This window comes from Nonomuraea composti (assembly GCF_012034275.1).
GTDB lineage: Bacteria > Actinomycetota > Actinomycetes > Streptosporangiales > Streptosporangiaceae > Nonomuraea > Nonomuraea composti.
Genome location: NZ_JAATEP010000035.1, coordinates 74,764 through 86,510, shown reverse-complemented (window position 1 = coordinate 86,510; position 11,747 = coordinate 74,764). Strand labels below are relative to the sequence as shown.

Sequence of the window (11,747 nt, the reverse complement as noted above, 5' to 3'; positions counted from 1 at the left end):
CGGTGAAAGCACTCGTGCTCGCCGGGGGGTCGGGCACCCGGCTGCGCCCCATCACGCACACCTCGGCCAAGCAACTGGTGCCGGTCGCCAACAAGCCGGTCCTGTTCTACGGCCTGGAGGCGATCGCGCAGGCCGGCATCCAGGAGCTGGGCCTCGTCGTCGGGGACACGCACGCGGAGATCGAGGCCGCCGTCGGCGACGGCTCGGAGTTCGGCCTCCAGGTGACGTACCTGCGGCAGCAGGCCCCGCTCGGGCTGGCCCACGGCGTGCTGATCGCCCGCGACTACCTGGGCGACGACGACTTCGTCATGTACCTGGGTGACAACTTCGTCGTGGGCGGCATCAACGACCTGGTCGACCGGTTCGCCAGGGACCGGCCGGCCGCCCAGATCCTGCTGACCAGGGTCGGCGACCCCACCCAGTTCGGGGTGGCCGAGCTGGACGCCGAGGGGCGCGTGATCGGCCTGGAGGAGAAACCCGAGCGGCCCAAGAGCGACCTCGCGCTCGTCGGCGTCTACCTGTTCAGCCCCGCCGTGCACGCGGCGGTGGCCGAGCTCAAACCGTCGTGGCGGGGCGAGCTGGAGATCACCGACGCGATCCAGTGGCTCATCGAGTCGGGGCAGCGCGTCGAGTCCTCGGTGATCACCGGCTACTGGAAGGACACCGGCAACGTCACCGACATGCTGGAGGTCAACCGGCTCGTGCTGGAGTCGGTCGAGCCCAGGATCGAGGGGCGGGTGGACGAGGCCAGCGAGCTCATCGGCCGCGTCGCGATCGAGCCGGGCGCGGTGGTCGAGCGCTCGCGCGTGGTCGGCCCGGCGATCATCGGCGGCGGCGCCCGCGTCCAGGACAGCTACGTGGGCCCGTACACCTCCATCGGCGCCTCCTGCGCCGTCGTCGGCAGCGAGATCGAGTACTCGATCGTGCTGCCCCGCGCCTCCATCGCCGGGGTGGGCCGCATCGAGTCGTCGCTGATCGGCCACGACGTCGAGGTCACCCCCGCTCCCAACACGCCCAAAGCCCACCGTCTCGTGCTGGGCGATCACAGCAAGGTACAGATCAGTTCATGACAAGAATCCTGGTGACGGGTGGTGCGGGATTCATCGGCTCCCACTTCGTCCGGAACCTCCACGAGGGGTACGTCACCGTCCTCGACAAGCTGACGTACGCCGGGAACCGCGCCAACCTCGACGGGGTACGGCACGAGTTCGTGCACGGCGACATCTGCGACGCCGGCCTGCTCGCCCGGGTCGTCCCCGGCCACGACCTCGTGGTCAACTTCGCCGCCGAGTCCCACGTGGACCGCTCGATCGAGGGCGCCGCCGAGTTCATGCGCACCAACGCGCTCGGCACCCAGACGCTGCTGCAGGCGTGCCTGGAGGCCGGGGTGCCGAAGGTGGTGCAGGTCTCGACCGACGAGGTGTACGGCTCCATCGACATCGGCTCCTGGGACGAGTCGGCGCCGGTGCGGCCCAGGTCGCCGTACGCGGCGTCGAAGGCGAGCGGCGACCTGATCGCCCGCGCGTACGCGATCACGTACGGGCTGAACGTGTCGATCACCCGCTGCGGCAACAACTACGGGCCCCGGCAGTACCCCGAGAAGCTGATCCCGCTGTTCGTCACGAACCTGCTGCGCGGCAGGAAGGTGCCGCTGTACGGCGACGGCGGCAACGTGCGGGACTGGATCCACGTCGAGGACCACTGCGCGGGCATCCGCCTGGTGGCCGAGAAGGGCGAGCCGGGCGAGGTCTACCACATCGCGGGCACGGCGGAGCTGACCAACAAGGAGCTCACGGCGCGCCTGCTCGAAGCCTGCGGCAGGGACTGGGACATGGTCACGTACGTGGCCGACCGCAAGGGCCACGACCGCAGGTACTCGCTGGACGACTCGAAGCTGCGGGCGCTCGGCTACCGCCCCGAGATCCCGTTCGAGCAGGGGCTCAAGGACACCGTCCGGTGGTATGCCACCCACCGCGACTGGTGGAGTCGTTGACCGTTTCCCACTTGGGCCGGGAGGCCGCATGAGGTGGCTGATCACGGGGGCGGGCGGCATGCTGGCCGCCGACGTCCTCTGCAGGACCGCGCTGACGGGCGAGCCGGTGCTCGCGCTCGGCCGGGCCGAGCTGGACGTGTGCGACAGGCGCGCGGTGCACGACTTCGTCTCCGCCTACCGGCCGAGGGCCGTGTTGAACTGCGCCGCCTGGACGGCCGTGGACGACGCGGAGACGCACGAGGCGCAGGCGCTGGCGGTCAACGGGGACGCGCCGCGCTGGCTGGCCGAGGCGTGCGACCGGGTCGGCGCGCGGCTCGTGCACGTCTCCACCGACTACGTCTTCGACGGGGCGGCGGGCCCGCCCTACACCGAGGACGCGCCGACCGGGCCGGTGAACGCCTACGGCAGGACCAAGCTGGCGGGCGAGGCGGCGGTGCTGGAGCACGGCCAGTACGTGGTGCGCACGGCCTGGCTGTACGGGGCGCACGGCCCGAACTTCGCCACCACCATGATCCGATTAGCCGGGGAGCGGCCCACGGTGGACGTGGTGGACGACCAGCGCGGCCAGCCCACCTGGACCGCCGACCTGGCCGACTACCTGGTCCGGCTGGCGCAGTCGGACCTGCCGCCGGGCGTCTACCACGGCACGAGCGCGGGCGAGACGACGTGGTGCGGGTTCGCCAGGGAGATCTTCGCGTTGCTGGGCGAGGACCCGGAGCGGGTGCGCCCGGTGCCGACCTCGGCCTTCCCGCGCCCGGCCCGGCGGCCGGCCAACAGCGTGCTGGCGCACACCCGGTGGGAGCCGATCCGCCCCTGGCGCACGGCGCTCCACGCCGCCTGGCCCGTCCTGGCGAGGAGCCGCCAATGCAGCGTCGCATGAGCACCCGTGCCGGCGGGGAGTCGTCAGCGCAGCGTCGCGTAGAACTCCTGGCAGACCTGGTAGTCGGGCAGCAGCCCGGCCCGCAGCGCCTCGTCCAGCATGGGCGCCTTGGCGTCCTTCTCCGACAGCAGCGGCTGGACGCCGGCCGGCCAGGCGATCTCCAGGGCCGGGTCGAGCGGGTGCACCCCGTGCTCGCGGGCCGGCGCGTACGGCTCGGAGCACAGGTAGAGCACCGTGGCGCGCTCGCTGAGCGCCATGAACCCGTGCCCGAGCCCTTCGGCGACCAGGACGGCGCTCCTGGTCACGTCGTCGAGGATCACGCTCTCCCACCGGCCGAACGTGGGCGAGCCGGTGCGCAGGTCCACCACGACGTCCATGACGCTGCCGGACAGGCACATCACGTACTTGGCCTGCCCGGGCGGCACGTCCGCGAAGTGCAGGCCGCGCAGCACGCCGCGGGCCGAGACGGAGCAGTTGACCTGGGCCAGGTCGAAGCGCCGCCCGGGCAGGTCGGCGGCGCGGAAGGCCTCGTGGAAGGAGCCGCGGGCGTCCGCGTGGACGGGCGGCGTGTGCCGCCAGACGCCGTCGATGCCGAGGGGATCCATGGGCTGACAGTAACGAGATCACCGGTCCTCGCGAAATATCAATCTCTTGGAGCGTGCGAATGATGACTTGCCGGTTATGCGGCTCGGACGATCTCACGGGCGTGGTGGACCTGGGGGCGACGCCGCCCTGCGAGCGGATCCTCACGGCGGAGCAGCTCGACGAGCCCGAGGTGACCTATCCGCTGCACCTGCGCGTGTGCACGTCGTGCTGGCTCGCGCAGATCCCGCCGCTGATCACTCCCGAGGAGACGTTCACGGACTACGCCTACTTCTCCTCCTACTCGGCCTCCTGGGTGGAGCACGCCCGCGCGTTCGTGGCGGGCCTGGACCTGCGGCCGGACTCGTTCGTGGTGGAGGTGGCCAGCAACGACGGCTACCTGCTGCGGCACGTGGTGCGGCGCGGGGTGCGCTGCCTGGGCATCGAGCCGTCGGTGAACGTCGGGCAGGCGGCCAGGGAGCGCGGCGTGCCCACGGTGACGGCGTTCCTGACGCCGGACAGCGCCGAGGCGGTCGTGCGGGAGCACGGCAAGGCCGACTACGTGGTGGCCAACAACGTCTACGCGCACATCCCGGACGTCGTCGGCTTCACCAAGGGGCTGCGCACGCTGGTCGCCGACCACGGCCTGGTCTCGATCGAGGTGCAGCACCTGCTCACGCTGATGCAGCTCAACCAGTACGACACGATCTACCACGAGCACTTCCAGTACTACACCGTCGCCTCCGCCCAGCGGGCCCTGGCCAGCGGCGGGCTGACGCTGGTGGACGTGGAGCTGCTCACCACGCACGGCGGCTCGATCCGCCTGTGGGCCGCGCCGGAGGGCGCCCCGTCGCAGCGGGTGTCGGACGTGCTGGCCATGGAGAAGGCGGCCGGGCTGCACGAGCTGTCCGGCTACATCGACTTCACCGAGCGGGTGGCCAAGGTCCGGCGCGACCTGCTGACGTTCCTGATCACCGCCGCCGAGGAGGGCAGCACGGTGGTCGGGTACGGGGCTCCGGGCAAGGGCAACACGCTGCTCAACCACTGTGGCATCCGGCCCGACCTGCTGCCGTACACAGTGGACCGCAACCCGTACAAGCACGGCAAGTTCACCCCCGGCGCGCGCATCCCGATCTTCGAGCCCGAGCGGATCGCGGCCGACCGGCCCGACTACGTGCTCGTCCTGCCGTGGAACCTGCGCGACGAGCTGGTCGACCAGCTCTCCTACATCCGCGACTGGGGCGGCCGGCTGGTCTTCCCCATCCCCGCCCTGGAGGTCGTGTGAAGGTCGTGCTGTTCTGCGGGGGTTACGGCACCCGCATGCGTACGGGCGCCGGCGACGCCCCGAAGCCGATGCAACTGGTCGGCCCGAGGCCGCTGATCTGGCATGTCATGCGCTACTACGCGCACTTCGGCCACAAGGAGTTCATCCTGTGCCTCGGCTACGGGGCCGAGCAGATCAAGGACTTCTTCCTGCGGTACGAGGAGACCGCCTCCAACGACTTCGTGCTCCGGGGCGGGCACGTCGAGCTGCTGGCCACCGACATCTGGGACTGGACGATCTCGTTCATCCACACGGGGGTGGAGTCGCCGATCGGGGAGCGGCTGCGCCGGGTGCGCGACCACCTCCAGGGCGATGAGATGTTCCTGGCCAATTACGCGGACGTGCTGACGGACGCGCCGCTGCCGGAGATCATCGGCCGGCTGGAGAAGGCGGATGCGGGTGGCGCGCTGATGGCCGTGCCGCCGCCCGGCACCTTCCACTGCGTGGAGGTCGCCGAGGACGGCATGGTCGGGCAGATTACCGCCGTCACCGAGATGCCGCTGTGGGTCAACGGCGGATATTTCGTCTTACGTCAGGAGATCTTCGACCACATCCCCGAGGGCGGCGACCTGCTCGTGGACGGCTGCAAGGAGCTGGCCAAGCGCGGCCGGCTCATGGCCTACCCCTACCGCGGCTACTGGCGTCCCACCGACACCATCAACCAGCGCCTGGAGCTCGACCGCGCCTACGCCCGCGGCGACCGCCCCTGGGCCCTGTGGGAGCGCACGTGAACCGCCTCTTCCCCAGCGGCCTGAGCCGCGTCGCCCTGCTCGCCGCCCACTGCGACGACCTGGCGATCGGCGCCGGCGGCACCCTCCTCGTGATGTGCACCGCGCATCCGGGCCTCCAGGTGGACGCGCTCGTGCTGTCCGGCGGCGGGACCGTGCGCGAGGAGGAGGAACGCAACGCGCTGGCCGCCTTCTGCCCCGGTGCGGACCTGCGGGTGACCGTCGCCAAGGTGCCCGACGGGCGGCTGCCCGCCCACTGGGACGAGGCCAAGAACGCGGTCGAGGAGCTGCGCATGCGCTGCGAGCCCGACCTGATCCTCGCCCCGCAGGCCGGCGACGCCCACCAGGACCACCGGGGCCTGGCGCGGATGGTGCCGACCGCGTTCCGCGACCACCTCACGCTCGGCTACGAGATCCTCAAATGGGACGGCGACCTCGGCCGGCCCAACGCGTACCAGCCGCTCGACCTCGCGCTGGCCGAGCGCAAGGTCTCCCTGCTCTGGGAGCACTACCCCTCGCAGCGGCACCGCCCGTGGTTCGACAGGGAGGCGTTCCTCGGGCTGGCCAGGATCCGCGGCATCGAGTGTCACGCACGCTACGCGGAGGCCTTCTACCTGCACAAACTCGCTCTAGAACTAGCTGGAGGCTGATCGACATGCGTGTCTTGCTCACGGGGCACCAGGGCTATCTCGGCACGGTCATGGCGCCCGTGCTCGCCCAGGCCGGCCACGAGGTGGCGGGCCTGGACTCCGGGCTCTTCGCCGAGTGCGTGCTCGGGCCCGTGCCGGACGACCCGCCGGGGCACCGCGTGGACCTGCGGGATGTACCGGCGAGCCTGCTCGAAGGCTTCGACGCGGTGATCCACCTGGCCGCGCTGTCCAACGACCCGCTCGGCGCGCTCGCGCCCGAGCTGACCTACGACATCAACCACCACGCCTCCGTGCGGCTGGCCAGGCTGGCGAAGGAGGCGGGCGTGCGGCGCTTCCTGTACGCCTCCACCTGCTCGGTCTACGGCGCCTCCGGCGGCGACGACCTGCTCGACGAGGACGCCCCGCTGCGGCCCGTCACCCCGTACGCCGAGTCGAAGGTGCGCGTCGAGGACGAGCTCGTCGACCTGGCCGGCGACGGCTTCACCCCGGTGTTCCTGCGCAACGCGACCGCGTTCGGCTTCTCGCCCCGGCTGCGGGCCGACATCGTGCTGAACAACCTCGTCGGCCACGCCCACCTGACCGGCCAGGTCCGGGTGCTGTCGGACGGCACCCCGTGGCGGCCCCTCGTGCACGTGGCCGACATCGCCGACGCCTTCCTCGCCGCGCTGACCGCGCCGCGCGAGGCCGTGCACGCCAGGGCGTTCAACGTCGGCGGCGAGATGAACAACCTGACCGTGGCCGAGATCGCCGAGCACGTCGTGGAGGCGGTGCCCGGCTCCGAGCTGCTGATCACCGGCGAGACCGGCGCCGACCCGCGCTCCTACCGGGTCTCCTTCGCGCGGATCCGCGAGGCGCTGCCCGGCTACCACGCCCGCTGGACGGTGAAGGCGGGCGCCGTCGAGCTGGCCGACGCCTACCGCTGCCACGGGCTGAGCGCCGAGGACTTCCGCCGCCGCTTCACCCGGCTGGCGTGGCTGGACGACCGCCGCAAGGCCGGGACCGTCTCGGCGGAGCTGCGCACGTGACCGGGGAGGAGATGCACGCCCTGGTGGAGCGGCTCTACCCGCTGTGCCGCTCCATCACGGGCGACGGCGTGCGGGCCACGCTGGAGATCGTCGGGGAGCACCTGGAGCTGGACGTGCACGAGGTGCCGACCGGGACGCAGGTGCTGGACTGGACGATCCCCAAGGAGTGGAACATCCGCGACGCCTACATCAAGGACCGGGCCGGCAACCGGGTGGTGGACTTCCAGAGGTCGAACCTGCACGTCGTGGGCTACAGCGTGCCGGTGTCGGCCACCATGACGCTGGCCGAGCTGCGGCCCCACCTGCACACGCTGCCCGCACAACCGGGCCTGGTGCCGTACCGGACCTCGTACTACGCCGAGACGTGGGGGTTCTGCCTGAGCCAGGACACGCTCGACGGGATGGACGAAGGGCCGTACGAGGTGGTGATCGACTCGACGCTGGCCGACGGGCACCTGACGTACGCCGAGCACGTCGTGCCGGGCCGCACCGGCGACGAGGTGCTGATCTCGTGCCACGTCTGCCACCCGTCGCTGGCCAACGACAACCTGGCCGGGATCGCGGTGGCCACGGCGCTGGCGGGCCGGCTGAAGGAGCCGCGCCACACCTACCGGTTCCTGTTCGCGCCGGGCACGATCGGCGCGATCACCTGGCTGGCGCGCAACCGCGAGCGCACCGGGCGCGTCCGGCACGGGCTCACGCTGGCCTGCGCGGGCGACCCGGGCGCGCTGACGTACAAGCGCAGCAGGCGCGGCGACGCGCCCATCGACCGGGCGATGGCGCTCGTGCTGCGCGAGCGGCCGCACACGGTCGTGGACTTCTCCCCGTACGGCTACGACGAGCGCCAGTTCTGCTCGCCCGGCTTCAACCTGCCGGTCGGCAGCCTGACCAGGACGCCGTACGCGGGCTACCCCGAGTACCACACCTCTGGGGACGACGTGGGCTTCGTCTCCCCGCAGGCCATGGCCGACACGCTGGAGGCGCTGTGGGCGGCGGTCGAGGTGCTGGAGCACGACGGCCGCTACGAGAACCTGAGCCCGTACGGCGAGCCGCAGCTCGGCCGGCGCGGCCTGTACGGATCTCTCGGTGGCCGGAGTGACACGAAACAGGCGCAAATGGCGATGTTATGGGTGTTGAACCTGTCGGACGGTGAGCACAGCCTGATGGACGTGGCCGGCCGATCGGGCCTGCCCTTCCGCGCGGTCGCTGAGGCGGCCGCCGCTCTGGAGGGCGCGGGCCTGCTCAAACGGGTGGGAGAGGGCGCATGAATCTGCGGGTGGGGGACCTCGTCGAGGTGCGGAGCGCGGCGGAGATCCTGGCCACGCTGGACGAGCGGGGCGAGCTGGACAATCTCCCGTTCATGCCGGAGATGCTGGCCTTCTGCGGGCAGCGGCTGACGGTCCACAAGGTCGCGCACAAGCTGTGCGACACGATCAGCCGCAGCGGCATGCGGCGCATGGACAACGCGGTGCACCTGACGGGCGCGCGCTGCGACGGCGGCGGCCACGGCGGCTGCCAGACGGCCTGCTCGCTGTACTGGAAGGAGGCGTGGCTCAAACGGGTCGAGCCCGGCGCGCCCGCCACCCCGCAGATCCCGGAGGAGCGGCTGCTCAAGCTGCTGGACGCCAACACGCGCAAGGGCCCCGACGGCTACGCCTGCCAGGCGACCGAGCTGCTGCGGGCCGCGCCGACCTGCCTGCCGTTCCGCGACCTCGGCCAGTACGTCACCGACGTGCGCAGCGGCAACGTGGGCGTCGCCCAGACCGTCCGCACGTTCCTGGTCGGGCTGTTCAACCGCTTCCAGGACGCCAGCAAGAAGGTGCTGCCGCGCCGCCTGTGGATCAAGCGCGGGCTGCGGTGGGGCTTCATCGAGGGCCGGGCCGGCAAGAAGACGCCGACGGCCACGCTCGACCTGCGGCCGGGCGAGCTGGTCCGGATCAAGTCCAAGGAGGAGATCCTCGACACGCTCAACGACGACCTGCTCAACCGCGGGATGGGCTTCGAGGAGGAGATGGCCCGCTACTGCGGCAGGACCGCCCGCGTCCGGGCCAGGGTCGAGCGCTGCCTGGATGAGAAGACCGGCCGGATGCTGACCATGAAGAGCCCCTGCATCATCCTCGAGGACCTGGTCTGCGAGGGCGTCTACAACGCCAACTGCCCGCGCGAGTTCGTGCCGTTCTGGCGGGAGATCTGGCTGGAGAGGGTCGAGAGTTCGTGAGCGAGGTCGGCGACATCGGCCGCAAGGCCGGTCGCGGCCTGCGCTGGAGCCTGCTGGGCAACCTGGTGATGAAGGCGGGCTCGTTCGGGATGAGTCTCATCCTGGCCAGGCTGCTGGTGCCCGAGGACTTCGGCGTGTTCGCGATCGCGCTGGCGGCCACCCAGTTCGTCATCTACATCAACGACGCCGGGGTGATCGCGGCGACCGTGCAGTGGCGCGGCCGGCTGGAGGAGATCGCGCCCACGGCCACCGTCGTCGCGATCCTGTCGAGCTGCGCCCTCTACGGGATCTTCTGGGTGATCGCGCCGTTCTACGCGAGCCTGGCCGGAAGCGAGGACGCCACCTGGGTGATCCGCATCCTCATGGCCACGAACGTCGTCTACGGGCTGACCGCGGTGCGCAGCGCCGCGCTCATGCGCCGCTTCGAGCAGGACAAGCTGGCCTGGGCGAACCTGGCCGGGTTCGTCGCCAACGCCTCCGTCTCCATCACCCTGGCCGCCAACGGCGCCGGCGCCTACAGCTTCGCGTGGGGGCAGCTCAGCGGCGGCGTGCTCACCGGCGTGCTGGTGGTCGCCCTGGCCAGGATCAAGATCGAGCTCGGCTTCGACCGCGTGCAGGCCGTGCGGCTGCTGCGGTTCGGGCTGCCGCTGTGCGTCAGCCTCGGCATCGAGGGCCTGCTGCTGAACGTGGACTCGGTCATCGTCGGCGACGCGCTCGGCCCCGTCTGGCTGGGCTTCTACCTGCTCGCCTTCAACATCTCCAGCTGGGTGCCCGGCCTGATCGGCACCGCCGTCCGCTACGTCGCGCTGCCCAGCTTCTCCCGGCTGGCCGAGGAGGGCGGGCCGGCCCTGCGCGACGGCGTGCGGCAGGCCGTCCCGCTGCTGGCCGGCATGGTGCTGCCGATCGCGGTGCTGATGGGCACGCTCGCCCCCGCGGTCGTCGAGTTCCTGTACGGCGCGAACTGGCTGCCCGCCGCCCAGGTGCTGCGCTTCCTCGCGATCGTGATGGCGGTGCGCATGCTGACGCTGCTCATCACCGACATCCTGGCCGCGCTCGGCCGCACGAAGGCCACCATGTGGGTCAACCTGTCGTGGGCCGTGGCGCTGGTGCCCGCGCTCATGGCGGGCGCCCGCCTCGACGGCATCCAGGGCGCGGCCGTGGCGCACGCCGTCATCGCCGTCGTGGTGGCGCTGCCGCTGCTCGCCGTGGCCCTGCACCGCTCCGGGGTGCCCGTGGCGCTGGTCGGCGCCGGACTGGCCAGGCCGCTGCTGGGCGCGGCCGTGGCGGGGCTCGTCATGGTCGCGCTGTCGCTCATGGTCGACGGCGCCTTCACCGAGCTGTGCGTGGCGGGAGGTGCGGGACTGCTGCTGTTCGTGCTGGTCGTGGTGCCGCACGCGGAGCTGAAGCGACTCGTACGCCAAAGGAGGGCGACGCATGCGCGACTCTGAGCTGGTGTCCATCGCGCTGCCGGTACGCAACGGCGCCGGCCGCCTGGAGGCGGTGGTCCGCTCGGTGCTGGCGCAGGACCATCCGCACATCGAGCTGGTCATCTCCGACAACGCCTCCACCGACGGCACGGAGGAGCTGTGCCGCGACCTGGCGGCCGGCGACCCCAGGATCGTCTACCACCGGCACCCGGAGAACGTCGGCCTGCTGCGCAACTTCATGCACGCGGCCCGCGTCTCGAAGGGCGCGTACGTGCGCTGGATCGGCGACGACGACCGGCTGGAGCCCACGTGCGTGTCGGCGGCCCTGGCCGCCTTCGCCGCGGACGAGCGGCTCATCCTCGTCACCAACCAGGTCTCCTACTCCGGGCCCGACGGTGAGGTGACCGTGCCCTACACCGGCACCAAGCTCGGCTCCGACGACCCGGTGGAGCGCTTCGCCGAGATGCTGCGGCTGCTCAACGAGAGCCCGTACCTGATGGACCCGCTCTACGGCCTGCTGCGGCGCGAGGCGGCGACCGGCATCCCGCGGCGGAACATGCTGCGCGAGGACGAGGTGTTCGCCGCCAAGCTGGCACTGGCCGGGCCGTGGGCGCACCTGCCCGAGGTGCTCTCGCACCGCAACTGGCGGCTGGAGCGGATCGGCCGCGTCGCCCGCCGGCTCGACGTGCCGCCCTGGCAGTCCCACCTGGCCAACACACTTCAGTGCAGGGAGCTGCTGCGATGGGTGCACGACGCGGACCTGACCGACGAGCAGCGGCGGCGGGCGCGGGCCGAGGTGCTGCGCATGTACGCCCGCCGGCAGCGCCGCACGCTCTCGCATCGCGCGCACAAGCTGCTGACCATGGCCCGACTGATGTAACACGTCGGATGAACCCAGCGATTTCCCGTTTGCATCGGTA

The 11,747-nt window shown here is 71.4% G+C and carries 12 protein-coding genes; 11 read left to right on the top strand and 1 reads right to left on the bottom strand.

Features of this window, described 5'->3' with window-relative positions:
- The first annotated feature begins 2 nt into the window (after positions 1–2).
- From HCN51_RS37985 to rfbD, 3 genes are read left to right on the top strand one after another with little or no spacing between them, the layout of a single operon-like run.
- Positions 3–1,070 (top strand): glucose-1-phosphate thymidylyltransferase, encoded by a 1,068-nt coding sequence (locus tag HCN51_RS37985; RefSeq protein ID WP_168016678.1) that lies wholly within the window; start codon positions 3–5, stop codon positions 1,068–1,070.
- Positions 1,067–1,993 (top strand): dTDP-glucose 4,6-dehydratase, encoded by a 927-nt coding sequence (gene rfbB / locus HCN51_RS37980; RefSeq protein WP_168016676.1) that lies wholly within the window; start codon positions 1,067–1,069, stop codon positions 1,991–1,993. Before HCN51_RS37985 ends, rfbB begins: the two co-directional genes overlap by 4 nt.
- A 28-nt stretch (positions 1,994–2,021) precedes the next feature.
- A complete protein-coding gene (gene rfbD / locus HCN51_RS37975; protein WP_168016675.1) occupies positions 2,022–2,873 on the top strand; it encodes a dTDP-4-dehydrorhamnose reductase in 852 nt (283 codons plus the stop codon).
- 23 nt (positions 2,874–2,896) lie between these two features.
- On the opposite strand, the gene HCN51_RS37970 is transcribed toward rfbD, so the two are convergent.
- Entirely contained in the window at positions 2,897–3,478 is a 582-nt protein-coding gene (locus tag HCN51_RS37970; RefSeq protein ID WP_168016673.1) for a dTDP-4-dehydrorhamnose 3,5-epimerase family protein, read from the bottom strand.
- A 59-nt stretch (positions 3,479–3,537) separates the two neighbouring features.
- Between HCN51_RS37970 and HCN51_RS37965 the strand changes: the two genes are divergently transcribed.
- Genes HCN51_RS37965 through HCN51_RS37930 form a run of 8 tightly spaced genes read left to right on the top strand, consistent with a single transcriptional unit; the run spans position 3,538 to position 11,707 of the window.
- Positions 3,538–4,740 (top strand): class I SAM-dependent methyltransferase, encoded by a 1,203-nt coding sequence (locus HCN51_RS37965; protein WP_168016753.1) that lies wholly within the window; start codon positions 3,538–3,540, stop codon positions 4,738–4,740.
- The gene (locus tag HCN51_RS37960) at positions 4,737–5,510 is read left to right on the top strand and encodes a sugar phosphate nucleotidyltransferase (RefSeq protein WP_168016671.1); all 774 of its coding nucleotides are present in this window, start codon (positions 4,737–4,739) and stop codon (positions 5,508–5,510) included. The genes HCN51_RS37965 and HCN51_RS37960 overlap by 4 nt, the downstream gene beginning before the upstream one ends.
- Complete coding sequence (locus HCN51_RS37955) at positions 5,507–6,157, top strand: PIG-L family deacetylase (protein ID WP_168016669.1); 651 nt, start codon at positions 5,507–5,509, stop codon at positions 6,155–6,157. Before HCN51_RS37960 ends, HCN51_RS37955 begins: the two co-directional genes overlap by 4 nt.
- Positions 6,158–6,162: 5 nt before the next feature.
- A complete protein-coding gene (locus tag HCN51_RS37950; protein ID WP_168016667.1) occupies positions 6,163–7,182 on the top strand; it encodes an NAD-dependent epimerase/dehydratase family protein in 1,020 nt (339 codons plus the stop codon).
- Positions 7,179–8,450: a DUF4910 domain-containing protein gene (locus HCN51_RS37945; RefSeq protein WP_346433938.1), complete on the top strand. Its 1,272-nt coding sequence runs from the start codon at positions 7,179–7,181 to the stop codon at positions 8,448–8,450. The genes HCN51_RS37950 and HCN51_RS37945 overlap by 4 nt, the downstream gene beginning before the upstream one ends.
- Positions 8,447–9,400, top strand: a complete 954-nt coding sequence (locus HCN51_RS37940; RefSeq protein ID WP_168016665.1) for a hypothetical protein — start codon at positions 8,447–8,449, stop codon at positions 9,398–9,400. The genes HCN51_RS37945 and HCN51_RS37940 overlap by 4 nt, the downstream gene beginning before the upstream one ends.
- A complete protein-coding gene (locus tag HCN51_RS37935) occupies positions 9,397–10,848 on the top strand; it encodes an oligosaccharide flippase family protein (RefSeq protein WP_346433937.1) in 1,452 nt (483 codons plus the stop codon). Before HCN51_RS37940 ends, HCN51_RS37935 begins: the two co-directional genes overlap by 4 nt.
- Complete coding sequence (locus HCN51_RS37930) at positions 10,835–11,707, top strand: glycosyltransferase family 2 protein (RefSeq protein WP_168016663.1); 873 nt, start codon at positions 10,835–10,837, stop codon at positions 11,705–11,707. The genes HCN51_RS37935 and HCN51_RS37930 overlap by 14 nt, the downstream gene beginning before the upstream one ends.
- Positions 11,708–11,747: the final 40 nt, after the last annotated feature.

Excerpts from the sequence above, each read along its gene's own strand:
- rfbB (WP_168016676.1), top strand. The coding sequence starts at position 1,067 with ATGACAAGAATCCTGGTGACGGGTGGTGCGGGATTCATCGGCTCCCAC.
- rfbD (WP_168016675.1), top strand. The coding sequence starts at position 2,022 with ATGAGGTGGCTGATCACGGGGGCGGGCGGCATGCTGGCCGCCGACGTC.
- HCN51_RS37970 (WP_168016673.1), bottom strand. The coding sequence starts at position 3,478 with ATGGATCCCCTCGGCATCGACGGCGTCTGGCGGCACACGCCGCCCGTC.
- HCN51_RS37965 (WP_168016753.1), top strand. The coding sequence starts at position 3,538 with ATGATGACTTGCCGGTTATGCGGCTCGGACGATCTCACGGGCGTGGTG.
- HCN51_RS37950 (WP_168016667.1), top strand. The coding sequence starts at position 6,163 with ATGCGTGTCTTGCTCACGGGGCACCAGGGCTATCTCGGCACGGTCATG.
- HCN51_RS37940 (WP_168016665.1), top strand. The coding sequence starts at position 8,447 with ATGAATCTGCGGGTGGGGGACCTCGTCGAGGTGCGGAGCGCGGCGGAG.
- HCN51_RS37930 (WP_168016663.1), top strand. The coding sequence starts at position 10,835 with ATGCGCGACTCTGAGCTGGTGTCCATCGCGCTGCCGGTACGCAACGGC.